Raw genomic sequence first — 19,719 nt, forward strand, 5'->3', positions numbered from 1 at the left:
AACCCACAAACCGATCCACCGCCTTCCCCACATTTTCAGGCAGACGCGCAAAAACACCCTCCACCTCCGCGCCCACCTCCCGCGCCGACGCCACAGCCTCAGCCGTACGCTCCGCGACAGCCCCCTCCGCCGCGTCCAACTCAGCCACCAAGGCCACCACACGCTCCGGCGACCACACCAACCCACCAAACCCCGCACCAGAACCAGACCCCGCACCCTCAACACCCCGCCGCTTCGCCAGAGGACCCACCCGACGACCGACCTGCTCCACAGCAGCAGGCCGCCCCCGCTTACGCCCCTTCCTAGAAGCCCCGCTCGCTCCCGACCGCCCGCCGCTTTCCGGCGCGAGCTTCTTCGCGGCCGCCGCCAGCGGCCTCCAATCCATACCCGTCGAAACAGCCTTCAACAACGACTCGACGTCACCGGCGGCGAAGCCCGTTTGCAGCGCAATCTTCTGTGCCAACGAGCCACTCACCGATGCCTCGGCGACGAACCTGATGATCGCGCTCTGAACCACCGAGTCCCCGCCGCCCAAGACCCGACGGCCCTCCGGGCTCAGCGCCCTGGCCACCTCCTGCTTCCCCTTGGCCACAGCAGACCACCGCTCGGACCCAGCCGACCGCCGCCCAGACGACGACGACGAATTCACAACCGGCTGCAAGGGGCGCAGCTCGTCCTCGTCCAGAGCGCTGACCACCTCCCGCAATCCCGCAGGCAAGCGACCCCTCTGCGACAATCCACCCGGAACCGCCCCGTGCGGGAGAGCCCCGGCGACCAGGTTCAGCAAGGGTGCGGCAAAATCCCTGGATTTTTTGAACTCTCCCAGGTCGAGGACCCAGCCGTCGGTGTTGCCCCACGACTCGGCGGCGCGGAACGCCTCGGTCTTCGCCATCACCCGCAACGCAAACGGATTCAACGCCAGCACATGCGCGACGAACGTCTTCACAACCTCCCGCTCGCGCCAGCCCAGCTTCCCCAAGCTCGTCCGCGCCTCCTTCTCGGACGCCTCAAGCACCGCAAGCTTGGCTTTGACCAGATTCGATGCCGCAGCTTCCCGCTTCGTCTCGTCGAGCACTTCGCCCGTCGGCGGCAGAGCCCAACGCTCCACCTCAGCCGCATCACCAAGCTCCCACGCAACCTCCTCCAACCGCTCGAACGTCAACGGCCCATCCGGCATCCCGGCACCACCGGCAACATTCCCTGACCCCTCAGCCACGTGCGCCAGCACCACCAGCCACCCCGCCAGCGGAATCCGGCTCTCACCCTCGGTGTTAACCAAGCCCGCCAGCTCCGATGCCCGGACCGCCTCCACGGCCAACGGCGTCTTCGCCACGATGTGCTTGGCAACCGTCTTGACATCGTCGGCGGACACCTTGCGGAACTCCGGCAGCAGCCCCCTGTCCACGACTGCCAGCCAAGTCCGGCCAAGCTTCGACCCCATCCTGCTCAGCTCCCGGGCGTTCTCCACGTCCAGCTCCGCCTTGCGCAGCTCAAGGTCACGCGCCAGGGACTCCAACCCACCAGGCGTCGTCCACTCCAACGGCCGCACATCCCCCGAGTCACCGGAAAACCCGGAGCCCTCAACGTCAAACTCGAAGCCCTCGACGACGTCGTCGGCGTCCAGTTCCTCCAAGAACCTCAGGAACCCGTCGCCGTCGCCTTCAAGGGCGCCCGGACTACCGTCGGCATTGGACGCGGCGTCCAGCGCCTGTTCCTGTTCCTGCGTCTGTGGCGATTCCGCTTCCTGTGCCTGTGACGATGCCCCCGCGGCCGCCTGCTCAGCCCGCAAACCATCCCGGATCTCTTTGAACACCACCGCAGCGGCCTCGCCCCACCCAGCCCGAAGCAACACCACCCGCCTTACCCCCTCAAAGACCGCCCCATCCTCACCCGCCAAGGCGTCCAACTCGTCCGGCGGACCCAACTGGCCCCAAATCTCATTCCACGCCTCACCACTGCCCGGCGGCTCCAGCACCGACACCGCCGACAACACCCGCGCCCTGTCCCACACACCCCCCACCCACGAATCCCCCGCCTCCACCAGTTTCACTTCCGCCGCACCCGGACCCCGAACGAACATCATCCCCAGCTCGGGGTCAAACTCAACCCGACCCGAACTCACCGATTCCCCTCCCGGCACCTCCGGGTCGGGCCGGGGTTCCAGGACCGCGTTCAACTGAGGCTCGATCCGCTTCAGTCGTTCCAGCGGGATCGTGCCCTTGGCGTCCGCGAAAACATCAAGCTCCAACCACGCACCCGACTGAGAAGCCATCAGCGCACGCATCACATCGAACTCATCGCGCCTCAACCACCCCCACCACCCAGACGTCTTCATCAACAAGCCCGCAGCCCGCACCGAACGCCCGCGCGGCAGCGGCAGCACCCTCTCCACCAGACCTTCGATCGAGGACTTATCAACCAGCCGATCCCCTGGCGCACCGGTCGTCGTATACCACCACGAACCCTCACCACCCCCTTTTCGGGGCGTGTGCGAAACAATGATCCCGGCACCATGCCGCCTCAACACTAGGTTGAGTTTCGAGATTGTGTCACGAACTTGGTCCTTCCTGACGTCGGAGCCCGGCCCCCAGATTTTATTCCAAACATCAGTACGAGAGAACTTCCGCATCGGATCCCGCGCGAATAAAAGCAGCACCTTCAAATGGCTTGCGTCTAACAATTTCCCCCAATCGGCCGCGGCGAACCGGTGCCCCGTTCGCCCACCGATATCGGCCATCGGCATCTTGGGCACATGCAGATAAGCCGTCTCGTCACCACGTGCCTCGGTGACAATCCAGGCACTCGACCCCTCGAAGCTTCCGTCACCCAAACGCTTGTGGAGACGAAGGTGCCAGTGGTCGAAACTACTCTGGCCGATGGGATCGTCTAGCGGCAGTCCCGGCCAGCCCACCTGCTTCAGAATGCGCGCAGGAATGGGGCCCGGATTCTCCACATAGAACGCCAGCATCCTCTCCGCCGGCGTCGCGTCAGACGCGAAATCAACCTTCTTGAACGACTCCAACGTCACCGGGCTCTCCACGGCACGCCGTTGCCGCTTGACGTAGCGCGCCCTCCCTGGTGCCCCCAGCCCCCGCCTGTTCCGCGCCTGCTGCTGCGCGCGGTAGTTCTTTTCACCGAGCTCCGGTTCCTCCAACTTGGTCAGCGTCGCCTTCGCCTTACTCCCGGCCGGCTGCAGCAGCAGGTTCTCGCCAACAGCCGCGACCAGGTCCCCCACCCCCGCATCGGCGCCGACCGAGTTCAGTTCCGCCACTGCCCGCATCGACAACCCGTCCACCGGCCGCGGCCGACCCCCTTGCAGGGCCGACAACAACTCCACCGCACCGTCACTCAACCACGCCCGCCAGTCGTCACCCACCAGCAACTCCCACCCACCCGGCCGGTGTTCGGGCTGCAACTGTGCACGACCGACATCCGGGATCTCGGCCACCGACAACAACCGATCCCCCTTCTTGCCAGTCGACGCATACACGAACCCCGTAATCCGCTTGCCGTCATAGACGCCAAAGATATGACCCGCACCATTCGCCAGCAACAACCCATTGATCTCAGCAACAATGCGCGCGGAAGCGTGGGGCGACTTTCGACCGTGCACCGCATCGACCTCTGCCACCGGAATGAAACGCCGAGGCGCCTTGACGAACCCCGCCAACACCTCAACCCCATCCTGTTCCAGCACATCGTCCCAGTTCAAGCGCTCTCGATCACCCGCCAACCCCCCACCATCACCATCCGATACCGCAGCATCCGATACCGCAGCATTCGGAAAGAACATGTACTCCCGATCCAGGGACACGACCCACCCCACCGCGCCAGAACCCGAACCAAGGCCCTTCCGCGCAAAAGGCAGATGTTTCTTGAACGAGCTCTCGCTCGACGCCGACGCCTTAACACCAGCCGCCTCGACAGCTGTACGAGCCCGGTCCAACCACGTTTCCGGCTCCAACAGCACATTCGGATTCGCCAGGAACGCGTCTTTTAACGCATCCCCCCAAACCTCATCCGCCCGAGCCGGTTGTGCGTTTCCGGGGCGTTGTGCCGCCGGGTCCAGTTGTGCTGGCGCGCCGGAAGCCCGATGACTCCCGTCGCCCGGACCAGCGCCGCCCCTCAGCTTCTCCAGCTCCCTACGCACCACCCACCGCGGATTCTCGGTGCCCAGAACGCGTCCCAGTTCAGCGGCGAACCGCTTCAGATCCTTCTTGCTCCAGCCACTGTTCGCGATCCGCTCGGCAACGAGGCGAGACACCGTGTTGAACGGGAAACCCACGCCGACTTCACCACCGACGTCGACCCGCTCCAGGTCAACCGGGGTGTCAAACAGGTTGGTCTCGGCGACAATCCTCTGCGCATCATTCAGGACGTTGTAGCCCGGCGGGTCCAGCTTCGTTGCGGCAGCATAAATCCCGTCTTCACTCGTCAGCGCCTCCCGGCCCTCTCCGCGGCCGACGGCGGGCGGCTGGCCAAACGACGTCGCCAACTCGGGCCGGAGCACCCCCAACCCACGCGCGATCCCCCTGGCGACCTCGACGACGGCATCGCGGTTCAGCTCGCGGACACCCAGCAATGTGCTGATTTCGGCAATCGCCGCTTCGTAATGCCTACGGCGGACCTCCAACCGGCTGATCTCGCTGACCTCGCCGAGAAACTCGCGGGCCGTCTGAATCCGGTACAACAGCGTGCCAACATGGCCCGGGCCTAGCCGGGACTCGACGAACTCGCGGACCTGATCAGCGGTGACGGCGTCTTCCGCAACGTTCTCCCGATCGGCGACCATGAAACGAAGCGAACGCAAAGCCCGCAGCCGGTCCGGCGAATACTCCCGACCCCAGTCCAGCTCCCGCCCCAACCGGACAACCGCCGAATCCCCGGCGGCAGAACCCACGCCTGGTGCAGGTTCCCCACCGCGGACCTCTTCGATCTCGATGAGGAACCCATCGCTGTTTGAAGACTCCTCCCGCCCACCAACCCGCCCCTCGAGCGATCCCCGCACAGGCCGCTCAACCGACGGCTCAACCGACGGCAGACTCACCCCGCCCGGCCCCGTCCCACCACCACGAGACCCGGACGACCCCACCCCAGGATCGCCCTCAAGACTGGGCAGCGGGGAACTGCCGGTGACCGCACTACCGTCGTCGCGTACCGCATACAGGAAGTACTTGGAGGCAGCGTCCTCGAAGTTGGCCGGGAATTCCGAGTCCCGCACCTGCTCGACGCTCAGATGCCAAGCCTGACCGTCCAACTCGAACGCCCCGGTCTTCGGCCACCGCACCACCACCGCCTCGACGAACGCACCGGCATCGGCCAGAGTCGTCAGCAAAGCCTTGGCGAGTTTCGCAACGTCGCTGAAGAAGGCCGGCTCCGGCTCAGCGTCCGGCAGGCCTCGAATCCTCAGCGCCTGCCGGAAGTTCTTCCGCGCCGTGGGCCCATAGACCACGTTGTCCCTCAGCTGCTTACGGGTGATCACCTGATTGTCGGCAGCGATTTCATCGAACTCCACGGAAGATCCGCCGTCGTCCCAAGACCCGTCCCGCGCACCGACCCGCGACCCCGGCGCGGGCCGCTCCGTCAACGGCTCAACCGACGGCAAGCTCACCTCGTCCGACCGCCTGGCAGTCTCCGATCCCGGCTCCGGCGCAGCCAACACCGACGATCCCGGCCGATGATCCAGCAGTTGCTGCACGAAGATCTTCAGCAACACGTCAGCCTGGGGCTCGGCAGACTCCAACGCCGGCGTCCTCGCGAACGCTCCCGTCGTCGCCGGACTGCCGATCAACGCGAGAGCGATGATCGTCCTGATGGCCTCGACGTACTCCGATGACAGGCTCGTCAGGAAGATCTCCTGCGGCCTGGCCAGCGCCGTGCTAGCGCCTTCCACCTCTTCCAGAGCCTGGCCGAAACGGCTCTCGACACTGTCTCGCTCCTCCGGCGACAGGCGCTTGTTCTCGGCGTTGCGAAGCCGCTTCGCCGCTGCGGCCAAGTCGCCGAGCGTCCAGATCAGCCCGCCAGTCAACCCGTCAACCGAATCAAGATCAGCCTGCTGCTCCCCGCGAACACCGCTCCCGACCGCCGTCAGCTGCGGGGCGATCTCACCAAGGCCAGCAGGCCGAGCCTGTTCGGTAGCCATCCCGGCGAAATCGGGATGATCAACCCAAGACACCACCCCACCGCGAGCACCACTCCCGACCGATTCCTCAGGCTCCACACCCGACGACTCGGGAAAAACCACACGCCCCTGATCATCAACCGCGTACAAGTAGTAATCAGAGAAACTATCCTCAAAACCCTCAGGGAACTCGCCCAACGCCTCCCACATTTGCACTGCCCCAACAGTCACACGCCAAGCCCGCCCAGCCCCCCCGGATCGCGGCAGCCGCACTAGCACCGCCTGAGCAAAAACACCCCTCTCTGCGAAACTCTCCAGCTGACTCCGAGCATCACCGGCAAAAGAACCCAGCAGAACCTGCTCCGGCTCCACAACCTGCAACTCCCGCTCACGCAGCGCCCCCTGGAATTCCTCCAGCGCCGCACGCCCCCCAACCACCTTCTCCACGTTGTCCACCAACTGCCGACCGGAAATCACCCCATCAACCGCCACCGGCCCAGGCAACGCTGCCGCATCTGCTGATTCCCGCCCCGCGGGTGCCGCCGCATCCGGATCCAGCGCCGCCTGACGCAGACCCTCGAGCGTCGAGGTCAGCCCGTCCGGAGACCGATTCCCCAGCTCGTCGCCGCTGAGCGACTCGTCCGGCTGTTCGGTAGCATGATCATCATCACCACTCGCGACCGATTCCTCCACAGGAGGAATACCCGTCGACCCGCCAATAACGATGTTCCCCTGGTAATCAACCGCGTACAAGAAGTAATCAGAGGAACTATCCGCAAAATCCCCAGGGAACTCCAACAATTTCACGTTCGTACCAGTCATATGCCAAGCCCGCCCAACCTTCCCGCTCCCCCCGGATTTCGGCAGCCGCACCACCACCGCCTCAGCAAACGTCTCACCACCATAACCACTCTCACCAGCATCACCATTAGCCAAATCATCCAGGAAACGCCGTGCATCACCAGCGTCAGAACTAAACCGAATCGGCTCCGGCTCCACGACCTCGATCCCCCGCTTACTCAGCGCCTCCTGGAAATCCCGCCGCGCCTCACGTCCCTCAACCACGTTCTCCACCAACTGCCGACCGGAAATCACCCCATCAACCGCCACCGGCACAGGCGACGCCGCCGCATCTGCTGATTCCCGCCCGGCGAGTGCCGCCGCCTCCACCTCGGGCCAGGAACCATCCGGCAGCCCGGGAAACTCCTGCTCCTGCTCGGTACTCAGCCCGTCCGGAGACCGATTCCCCAGCTCGTCGCCGCTGAGCGACTCGTCCCGCTGGTCGTTCGGCCCTGTGCTGGCCCGTTCGGTAGTCATCCCATCGGCCGGAAAATCGGGATGATCAACCCCAAACTCCGTCTCATCGCGAACACCGCTCGCGACCGATTCCTCCGCCACAAGCTCCGTACCCGACGACCCGCCAAAAACCACACGCCCCTGCTTATCAACCGCGTACACGAAGTAATCAGAGAAACTATCCGCAAAACCCTCAGGTAAACCCCACAGCTCCCACCCCGACACGTCCAATTCAGTCACATGCCAAGCCCGCCTAACCCCCCCGGACTGCGACAGCCGCACCACCACCGCCTCAGCAAAACCACCATCACCCTCCACCAAACTCTCCAGGAAACGCCGAGGATCACCGGCATCAGAACGCAACCGAACCAGCTCCGGCTCCACACCCCGGAACCCCCGCCCACGCAGCGCCCTCTGGAAATCGTCCTGTGCCTCACGCCACCCATTCACGTTGTTGTCCGCCAACCACCGACCGGAAATCACCCGATCAACCGCCACCGGCACAGGCGGCGCTGACGTGTCTGCTGATTCCTGCCCGGCGAGTGCCGCCGCAACCTCGGGCGTCCAGTGCGGAGTCGGCTGCGGGGCGATCTCACCAAGGCCAGCAGGCCGATTCGCCCGCAGTTGCGTCGCGAAAGCGTCCAGCAAGCTGGTGGCGCGCCTCCAAGAGGAGCCCTGAAGTTCCGGTGTCGCCACCAGCATCGTCGCCGCTTCCTTCATGCCGTAGAGCACGTCGGTGACGATCGCGGTGATCGCGTCCCGGTGCCGCTTTTCCAGCGCGGCCAGGAAGTCCTGCGACTCCTCACTCAAGTGCTGGTCGCGGTAGGCCTGCTCCACCTTGGCCCGATAGTCCTCGTATCGCCGGACGTCGTTCGGTGGTTCCCCCAGCTTTGCAAGGCGTATTGCCGCTTGACGCATTCCCTCCAACGTCCAGGTCAGCGGAGCGTATTTCTCCTGCGCCGTCCGCGACAGCTGGTCCAGGTCGAGATCGATCGTGCTGCCCGCGCTGTCGACCGCGTGGGCGTAGTAGTCGACCCCGCTCCGCAAGAACTCCGGCCCGAATTCCTCACGCGCCACCTGCTCCCGGGTCAGCACCCACGCCTTCCCGGCGACGGGAGCCGTCGCCACCACGACCCCGGCAAAATCCGCAACAACGGCCGCCGCACGCAGACGCGCCCTCGCCTCACGGGGATCACCGCCGAGCAGCCGCAGCTCCAGAGACCCACCCGTCGCCGCTTCGAAATCCTCAGCCACCAACCGCCCGCCGTCGATGCGCGTAACCAGCTCATGCCGGGACAGCACCGCGGGTGGATTCGCGGGATCGATCACCACCTCGTGGGCGATCCGCATGCCCTCGGTCTGAGTGGACGGGCCGGCCTCAGGCCGTTGCGACGGTTCGGGTGCGGTGTGCCGCGGCGGAGGCTGGGTGGACGGGTCAGCGTCCTCCTGCACGTTCATCAGCCGCCTCATGAGGCCGCGCAACCCTCGGCCCTCCCTGAGACCGGCGCCGCCCCTCAGGTTCAGCGGCTTCTGACCGTCTCCGCGGTCAACGGCAAGCGGCTGGTCAGACGCGGTCCTCGGCTCGGCCCGGAGTGCGCCCAGCCCACGCGCGATCCCCCTGGCGACCTCGAGGACGGCATCGCGATTCAGCTCGCGGTTGCCCAGCAGCGTGCTGATCTCGGCGATCGCGGCGGTGTAATCCCTACGGCGGTTCTCCAGCTGGTCGACGTCGCTGACCTCGCTGAGCAGCTCACGGGCGGTCTGGATCCGGTACAGCAGGGTGCCGACATCGTCCGGGCCCGGCTGGGACCTGACGAATTCACGGACCTGCTCAGCAGTAACGGCGTCTTCGTCCACGGCTACCCGATCCGCAACCAGCGAACGAAGCACACGCAGGGCGCGCAGCCGGTCGACCGAGTACTCCCGGCCGGGTTCCAGCTCCTTCCCCAGCCGGACGACTGCCGGGTACCCGGTGGCAGACCGCATGGCTGGCGCGGGTTTCCCGGCGGGGTGCAGCTCGACGGTGAGGTTGTGCCCGTCCCTGCGAGCTCGGTCCACGAGGGCCGACGCAAGGTCTCTGGCCGTGACAAGCGTTGGTGCGCCGTCCCGCCCGTTGCCGAAGTTGATCACGACCCGATCCACGTCGGCCAAAGTCACTCGGCCCAGGATCTGCCGCTCGATGTAAGGCACCTTGGGCGCGCGGTCCGCCAGCGACAGCGCCAGCTCGGGGTCGTGCTCGAAGTTGGTGGCCAAGCCGGCCAGCAACCGCAAGCGGGGCGCCTTGGTGTACGCCAGGATCGTCGGAATACCGCTGGGACCGGTGACCGCCCTCGCGCTGGCGGACGGCTGGCTGCTGACGCTGGTGTTCGGGGTGAACGTGGCCCTGCCACCAACTTCGGGCTTGAGGAAGAAAGCGACATGACCGTAGCTCAGGTCCGTTCCGGAGGGCTCGAACCGCGGGTCTACGTGGGAAGCGTAGAGCGGCAGTAGCTCAGGTCTGGCCGGCTGGAAGCGGTTGTTGGGGTCGTTCGGGTTCTGGAACTGTCCGGCCTGCCGCCCGACCGCCGCCGCATGACCCAACATCTCGTCATACGCACCACGGCTGGCGAATCCGGTTACGCCTGCCGTCCCACCTGTCTCCCACATGCCTTGCAGCGTTCCCGTGGCAAGGATGTGGTCCATCGCCGTGCGTCCGACCGAGGGGAGCCATTGTGTGGCCTTCCGGTTGACCGCTGGCACCATCTCGTTGCCGACGTACTCGTAAACCCGATCAAGCAGCCGCTGATATCGCGCCTCGTCCTGGACCGGATAGCCCTTGGCCCACTCTTCGGATTGCAGCCGCTCGCGCAGCCTGGCCGTGTCCCGCTCCAGGTACATACGGCCGCGCCGCTCGGCCGTCACCATGGCCGCCACGTGGCCAGGATCAAGCGCGGCCCAGTCAGACCGGTCCTTGAGCGTGTCGAAAATGCCCAGGTCCTCACGCGCCCGATCGAGCTGGGCGGCCGTCGTGGGGCTGGTCGTGGGGCTGGCGGCGAGCTCCTCCAGCCGCTCCACCCGCTCCTCAAGCGCCCGACGTGCACTCTCGTAATCCGGACGCCGGTCCTTGCCACCCTGGAGATGGTCAACGAGTTCCAGATCAACCGCCGACGGCACCATGTTCTGAGTCGCCGGCCCCTCGGTGGCAGGCCGCCACGGAAGACGCGGATCACCCGCCACCGGCATCGGTTGCGCGTCCATGACCTCCGACACCGACAACTCGGCCGGCGTCACATCCTCCGGCGCGCGTGCCGGTGCCGGCGGCTGGGAAGACGGCGCTGCCCCGGCCGGATCGTTCCTACCCCCGGGCAGTTGCTCACGTCGCTGCTGCTCTTTCCACGCCTGAAGTTCATACGGGTCGTACTGCACCGGCGCCGCGGGCCGCTCCTGACCGACCTGATCAGGACCGGTTCCGGCCAACCCCTCGAAATGCACCACCCACGCCGGATTGACCGTGCCCAGAATGAGGCCAAGACGAACCGCGAACTCCTCCAGACGCTTCTCGTTCCAGCTCGAGCCGGGATTCGTCCTGTATTGATGGGCAACGAGACGGGAAACGTGGTCGTAGTCAACCGGCGTGTCGAAGAGATTGGTTTTGTTGACGATTCGCTGCACGATCGTCAGGTCGTTGTAGCCCGGCGGGCTCAGTTTCGTTGCGGCAGCATGGATATCGTTACTCGTCAACAGGGCCTGACCGTTTCCAAGAACCACCGCAGGCGGCGCATCAGACGGCATCACCTGCTCAGGAAGAAGCACCCCGAGCCCGTGCGCGATCATCCGAGCAGCGTTGTCGATATACGCGTCACTGAACTCGCGAACCCTAAACAGCTGGCTAATCGCGTCGACTGCAGCGCGGTAATGCCGAGGCCGAGTCATCAACTGGTTCATGTCAGCGAACCTGCCGAGGACACCACGTGCGGCTGCGATGTTCTGATCGGCAGGCGCAGCCTCCAGCATGTGCGACTGCACCGGCGGCGCTACCTCGTCATCGACCACCAGATCAAGCCGCTGCCCCTGGTTATCGACCACGACCACCGAGTACCGGAAACCCGCATCATCCAGACCAGACGGCAACTCCCCCACCGCCGGCACATGCCACGCCCGAATTCCCGCACCACCCCCCAAACCACCCTCCGGCCACCCCACCACCAACGCCTCAGCCGCAACCCGACCCTCCGTAAACGCATGCATCACCGTCGCATCCAGCACCCCCCGCACATTCCGGTCCTCCGGAATCATCTCCAACGACCGCGGCATCACCCCGCCATCAAACGACGCCCCCCGACCAGCCAACCCCTGCGCAAACCCGTCCCATGCCACAGACCCACCCTCCAACGCCCCCCACGCCAAACCCGCAGCCACAGCCCCCAGCAACGACTCGGCAGAACCAGCAGCCCACCACAACTGCGGCGTCTGCTCCACCACCCGCAACGCAAACCGCCGGCCCTCCAGCACATAACCCACAAACCGATCCACCGCCTTCCCCACATTTTCAGGCAGACGCGCAAAAACACCCTCCACCTCCGGCCCCACCCGCCCATGCGCCAACGCCACAGCCTCAGCCGTACGCTCCGCGACAGCCCCCTCCGCCGCGTCCAACTCAGCCACCAAGGCCACCACACGCTCCGGCGACCACACCAACCCACCAAACCCCGCACCAGAACCAGACCCCGCATCATCAACACGCGGCAGCTTCGCCAGAGGCCCCACCTCCTCCACAGCAGCAGGCAGAGGATCCACCTGCTCCACAGCACGCCGCCGCTTCCTAGAAACCCCACTCGTCCCCGACCGCCCGCCGCTTTCCGGCGCGAGCTTCTTCGCGGCCGCCGCCAGCGGCCTCCAATCCATACCCGTCGAAACAGCCCCCAACAACGACTCGACGTCACCGGCGGTGAAGCCCGTTTGCAGCGCAATCTTCTGTGCCAACGAGCCACTCACCGATGCCTCGGCGACGAACCTGATGATCGCGCTCTGAACCACCGAGTCCCCGCCGCCCAAGACCCGACGGCCCTCCGGGCTCAGCGCCCTGGCCACCTCCTGCTTCCCCTTGGCCACAGCCGACCGCCGCTCGGACACAGCCGACGACCGCTCGGACCGAGCCGACCGCCGCTTAGACGACCACGACGTCTTCAAAAGATCCTGCAAGGGGCGCAGCTCGTCCTCGTCCAGAGCGCTGACCACCTCCCGCAATCCCGCAGGCAAGCGATCCGTAACCTTCTGACTTTCGGCGGATCCCGGCTGCGGGCTCTGCGACAATCCACCCGGAACCGCCCCCTGCAGGAGAGCCCTGGCGACCAGGTTCAGCAAGGGTGCGGCAAAATCCCTGGATTTTGTGAAATGTTCCAGGTCGAGGACCCAGCCGTCGGTGTTGCCCCACGACTCGGCGGCGCGGAACGCCTCGGTCTTCGCCATCACCCGCAACGCAAACGGATTCAACGCCAGCACATGCGCGACGAACGTCTTCACAACCTCCTGCTCGCGCGACTGCAGCTGCCCGAAGGCCTCCGGCGCCTCCTTCTCGGACACCTCAAGCACCGCAAGCTTGGCTTTGACCAGATTCGATGCCGCAGCTTCCCGCTTCGTCTCGTCGAGCACTTCGTCCGTCGGCGGCAGAGCCCAACGCTCCACCTCAGCCGCATCACCAAGCTCCCACGCAACCTCCTCCAACCGCTCGAACGTCAACGGCCCTTCCGGCGTCCCGTCATCACCGGCAACATTCCCTGACCCCTCAGCCACGTGCGCCAGCACCACCAGCCACCCCGCCAGCGGAATCCGGCTCTCACCCTCGGTGTTAACCAAGCCCGCCAGCTCCGATGCCCGGACCGCCTCCACGGCCCGCGGCGTCTTCGCCACGATATGCTTGGCAACCGTCTTGACATCCTGCGGAAACACCTTGCGGAACACCGGCAGCAGCCCCCTGTCCACGACTGCCTGCCAAGTCCGGCCAAGCTTCGACCCCACCTTGCTCAGCTCCCGGGCGTTCTCCACGTCCAGCTCCGCCTCGCGCAGCCCTTCAAGGTCACGCGCCAGGGACTGCAACCCACCAGGCGTCGTCAACTCCAACGGCCGCACATCCGCCGTAGCCGGATGAGACACGCCAGGCCGGCTCGACGAACTCGACTCACCTTGCGGCGCCGCGTCATCATCGACCGGCAGAGCAAGCCGCTGCTCCCGGCCATCGAACACGACGGCGGCCGCGTCCCTGGTAACGGACGAAACCTCTGGAGCCGTTTCCGGCTGGCCCTGTTCGCCGGGGCGGTCTACCGCACGCGGTAGAGGGTCGGGGTTCAGCACCTCCTGATGCCCGATCACCTGATTTTCGGCAGTGGTTTCATCGACCTCCATGGGGGATCCGTCATTGTTGGAAGACTTGTCCGGTGCGCCGAGCCAGGAGTCGTCTCCCAACTCGGCATCCTGCGACTGCAGCCGCAGCGCTACCTCGTCATCGACTGGCAGATCAACCCGCTGCCCCCGGTTATCGAACACGACCACCGAGTACTCAAAACCCTCATCACCCAGACCAGACGGCGATTCCTGCACCTCCGCGTCCCGCACCGACACGTGCCACGCCCGAATTCCCGCACCATCCCCCGAACCACCCACCGGCCGCCCCACCACCAGCGCCTCAACCGCATCCACGCCCGCCGCAAACGCACGCAACACCGTCGCATTCAGCACCCCCCACACATCCCGCTGCGACGAAACCACCTCCAACGACCCGGGCATCAACCCACCGTCGAACGACACCCCCCGACCCAACGCCCGCGCAAACCCATCCCGCGCCGCAGACCCACCCTCCAACTCCCCCCACGCCAACCCCCCCGCCACAGCCCCCAGCAACGACTCGGCAGAACCAGCAGTCCCCCACAACTGCGGCGTCTGCTCCACCACATCCAACGCAAACGGCCGACCCGCCAGCACATAACCCACAAACCAATCAACAGCCCCCTGCACTTCATCGGGCAGACCCTCCAAGAATTCGCGCACCTCAACCCGCAACTTGCGATACGCCTCGGGCAACCCCTCCCCCATCACCGACTCAACATCCGCCACAAACTCCTGACTCTCAGCAACAAACACTTCATCAGCCTCATCCAACCGCCTCACCACATCGACCAACCCATCCCACGACCACACCAACCCACCAGACCCCGCACCCTCAACACTCGGCCGCTTCGCCGGAGAACCCACCACACCAGACGCCGACCGCTTGTTACCCCGATCCCCACTCGCCACCGACGGCCCGCCGCTTTCCCTGACGCCGCCCGCCAAGGGCAAAACCCCATCGTCGACCCGCGACGACCCGTCCGGCGCGCCGCCCCCAAAGTCGGACCGTACTGGCGAAGGCCGCTCTGCGACCGACCCGGGCTGGCCGTCCAGCGACGCAGAATCATCAGACCCACCACCCAGCAACCCATCACCATCGACGTTGTCGCCTGCAAGGGTGTCCGGACTACCGTCGGCATTGGACGCGGCGTCCTGCCCCTGGGCCGGTCCCCACTCGGCGGTCAGACCGCTCATGAACTGCAGTGCCTCTGAAACCAATGCGTCGTCCACCGGCGGCAACACGGACACGCCGTCCCACGCCTGCACCTGCGTCTGCTCTTGTTCCGCACCGGCCGTCGACTCCCCGGGCACGGCACCCTGCGACCGCACCGGCAACACCATCGACGCCGGGGGCGCGCTTTCCGGCGAGACCGACAAGTTCCGAGCAACGATTTCCAGCGCCGACACCGCAACGGCGACGCCATCGAGCTCCACATCGGGGTCCACATCTGGGTCCACATTGGGGTCCCAGCCAAGGTCTTTGAGCTGCGGCGTAGCCCGCACGATCTGTAGCGCCTTCGGCACGCCCGCCAATGCCTCGGCGATGAGCCTGTTGACCGCGCGCTGAACCACCGGGTCCAACGCATTCAGAGCACGCAGAGCGCCCGGGTCGTCGTCGCTCAACTCTCCGTACGCGGCCCACACCATTTCTTTCGCCGGCCGCAGCTGCTCGGCGCGATCCATCCATGTCTCAACCGCTATGCCTCCCTCGTATCCGCGAAGCTCATCCGCCGCACGAAGCAGCCACTCGGCGCTCAACGGCGCCACATATCCCTGTCCGGCCGCTCCGCCCCGAGAATCCTCTTGCCCGGTCACCGCAGGCTCAGCAGACACCAAGGTCGCGAAAACCTTCATCACATGGACAGCAGTTTTTGAGGTGGGCCGCGTTGTGGGCAAAGGCCCCCAGGAGTCGGCGACGCGGAACGCCTCGGTCTTCGCCAGCATCAGCAGAGCCAACGGATTGCCCGCCAGCACATGAGCCGTGATGACCTCGACCGCGGCCAGCTTCGCCGACGGCAGCTCGCCCAAGGTTCGCAAGATGTCCAATGTCTGAGCATTCGGCTCTCGGGGCGACAAGAAGCTCTTCACCGCGTTTTGGCCACGTTTCAGCAGCTGAGCGTTCGACTCCCGATCGCTCTCGGTCAGCTGGTCGTGAACTTCCGGCACATCCCAGCGATCGCTGTCAGTCTCACGAACAAGAAGATTCGCCGCATCCTCCAGCCCAGCGAACGTAATGACCGGCAGCGCATCCCAAGCAAGAACACGCTGCCGCGCACCCAGATCACCGGGCTCGCCCTCATTCGCCGCCCGCTGGTACCTGTCCCGCACGACCTGCGTCAACACCGGCACCAACCCACGAAAATAGACCCGTGACGAGCCCTCGTGCACCAGCCCAGCCAGCTCGGGCGTCCTCCTGAACAACCCCAGCGCCGGCTGCGAGCCAAAGTGCGCTCGCAGGGCAATCTCTTGGAGATTGCTCCAGTCCCCAGGGTATTTCTCGCTGAAAGCCGCTGCCGCCGGGCTGATGTACCCGACATGCCCCTCGTTTATCAGACGCTGCTCGTGACCCAGCCTGCGGTTATACGTCTCCCGCTCGGCCTCGGGGAGCAGCGGCAGCCAGTCGGCCTCGGCAGAGCTGACCCAGGCCAGCCCCGCCTCCAACGCCTCACCCGTCCACCCGGGCATCACGGGCATCACGGTGGCAACGTGCCCAGGGTCGATCCGGCGCCCTCCAGCATCGAGCCCATACACCGAATACCCGGAACTGGGATCACCGAGCGCATCCGGAAACACACCACTCAGCACCTGCCGTCCGCGCACATGCATCGCCTGGTCCTGCCCACCACGCGGACGCTGCACCACCAGAAACTCGGTCGTGGACGGCTCCTCTGCACTCTGCGCGAGCGCCCCCAGCCGATCCCGGACATCACCGCCGACAATGCTCAACGACGCCAGTTCCGGAACGCGGTGCGACCTCAGCCGCAAACGGTCCAACGCGCCAGAGAACGACTCCCACGCCTCAACTCCACCCGCCAGTGCCCCCCACTGCCGAACCTGCCGCATATTGTCCGCGATGCCCTGCACCAACTCCGTCGCAGAACGCCAGTCCACGACACGAAGCTGAGGTGTCGCGTCGAGCACCTCAAGCGCGAACTGCCGACCGACAAGTGCATAGACGACGATCCGGTGGACAGCACTCCGATCCGCCCCATCCAGACCAGCCAAGAGATGCTTCTCCGACATCCAGCCAAAGACGTCAGCCACCTCGGACTTCGCCTGCGCCAGACGCTCGAAAAGCGTTCTCCATTCCTGCTGCCCCTCGAGGAACGCCCGCTCAGCCGCATCAAGCCGATCCGCCACCGTTCGCAGACCCTCCGGCGTGAACCTCAGCGGCCAGGCCGGCACCTGCTTGGCCACAACCTCCAACAGACCCACGACGGAACTCAGATCAACAACGGCGAACTCCGGCAAATACGGCAACTCCTTCATCGCCGCCATCGCCGCCGGCGTTTCAGCCAGCACATGCGCAACAATCCTGAACGCGGCATCCCGATACGCCGGCCCAGCCTCAGCCAGCCAATGCCGCACAACATTACTCAACCCCGGGCCATCGAAAACCTGCCGCACCTCACGCATCGCCGAAGCCAACCGCTCCGGAGCCAACGACAAGTCACGCGCCCGGGCCCCATCCAGCGCATCCGCCGCATCCAGCAACCCCTGCGGTGTCCACTCCACCGAAAAAGCCGCGGTATCCCCGGAACCCGCGTCACCACCACCGATGCCGTCACGGCTGAACGCCTCCCCCGCGTCGCTTGACCCCGCGTCGTCTGCCCCTGCGTCGCCCACCGGCGGCAACCCAAACCCGCCGTCCAGCACCACCAGTTCCTGCGCCTGCACCTGCGTCTGTGACGATCCCGCTTCCAGCGCCTGTGACGATGCCCCCACGGCCGGCTGCTCAGCCACCAAACCAGTCAGGATCTCGTCGAACACCACCGCAGCGGCCTCGCCCCACCCAGCCCGAAGCAACACCACCCGCCTTACACCCTCAAAGACCGCCCCATCCTCACCCGCCAAGGCGTCCAACTCGTCCGGCGGACCCAACTGGCCCCAAATCTCATTCCACGCCTCACCACTGCCCGGCGGCTCCAACACCGACACCGCCGACAGCACCCGCGCCCTGTCCCACACACCCCCCACCCACGAATCCCCCGCCTCCTCCAGCTCCACCCCACCCTGACCCGGAACGAACACGATCCCCCGCTGGCGGTCACCCTCAACCCAACCTGAACCGGGTTGCAGGACCGCGTTCAACTGGGCCTTGATCCGACTCGTGACCGAGGCGTCCACGAGCTTCAACCGCGTCCCCGGCTCCTGGGCTTTCAGCTCACCCATCACCTTGAACTCATCGCGCTCCAACCACCCCCACCGGCCAGGCGTCTTCATCAACAAGCCCTTAGTCCGCGGCGCATTCCCGCGCGACCACACCTTTTCCACCAGATTTTTGATCATGGACCGAGCAATCAGCCGATCCCCTGGCGCACCGGTCGTCGTATACCACCACGAACTCTCACCGCCATCCTTTTTTCCGGACGGGTGCGAAACAATGATCCCGGCACCGTGCCGCCTCAACACATTGTTGACTTTCGAGATTGTTACCTCAATTACACGATCTGTACTTCGGGAGTTCGGACCCCAGATACTCTTCCGAAGATCACCACGGAAGAACTCCTCCGCCGGCGCCTGCACGAAGAAATTCAGCACCTTCAACGGGATTGGGTCTAATAATTTACCCCAATCGGCCGCGGTGAACCGGTGCCCCGTTCGACTTTCGATATCGTCCACCGGCATCTTGGGCACATACATATAAGCCGTCTCGTCACCACGTATCTCGGTGACAATCCAGCCGCTCGACTCCTCGAAACCTCCGCCACCCAAACTCTTTTGGATCCGAGTGTTATGGGACCTGACAATGCTCGGGTTAACGGGATTGTCTAGCCGCCGTTTCGGCCACCCCGCCTGCTGCAGAATGCGCATAGGTATGGGGCGGCCCGGATTCGCCTTATAGAACGCCAGCAACCTCTCCGCCGGGCTCGCGTCAGACGCGAGGGGAACCTGCTTGAACGACGTCAAATGCACCTTGCTCTCCTCGGCACGCCGTTCGCCGAGCGCCCCCGTCGGCTTCGTCCCCCACTTCCTCCGCGCCAGCTGCTGCGCGGAGTTGTTCGTTGTACCGAGCTCCGGTGGATCCAACTTGGTCAGCTTCGCCGCATGCCCGGCCTGCTCCAGCTCCCACCGTAGGTTCCCGCCATCAGGCGCGACCAGGTTCCCCACCCCTGCCTCGGCGCCGACCGAGTTCAGTTCCGCCACTACCCGCGTCGACGGCTCGTCCACCTGCCGCGGCTGGCCCTTTTGCAGGGCCGACAACAACTGCCCCGCACCGGCACTCAACCACGCCCGCCAGTGGTCACCCACCAGCAACTCCCACCCAACCCACCGGTGTTTGGGCTGCAACGATGTGCGATCGACGTCCGGGATCTCGGCCATCGACAACAACCGATCCCCCTCCTCGCCAGTCGACGCATATACAAACCCCGTAACATCTTCGCCGTCATTGATGGCAAAGATGTAACCCGCACTATTCGCCAGCAACAACCCATTGATCTCACCGACAAACGCGGAAGACTTTGCCACCTTTCGACCACGCAGCGCATCGAACTCCGCCACCGAAATGAAACGCCGAGGCGCCTTGACGAACCCCGCCAACAAGTTGAGCTCAGGCCCGTTCAGCGCACCGCTCCAGTTCAACCGACGCGGTCGATCCCCCGCCAACCCCCCACCATCCGATGTCACCGCATTCGGTACCGCAGCATTCGGAACGTACATGTACTTCCCAGCCCTGGACACGAGCCACCCCGCCGCGCCAGAACCCGAACCAAGAC

The 19,719-nt window shown here is 65.4% G+C and carries 1 protein-coding gene (only partly in view); it reads right to left on the reverse strand.

What is annotated here, in order from left to right:
• Window positions 1-19,719, reverse strand: part of the annotated coding region (locus AC07EQ_RS32230) for a WXG100-like domain-containing protein (RefSeq protein ID WP_478391605.1) (this coding region is incomplete at its 3' end). 18,181 nt of the annotated region lie beyond the right edge of the window; 19,719 of its 37,900 annotated nt are in view.

The organism is Saccharopolyspora sp. NPDC045839 (genome assembly GCF_056431645.1).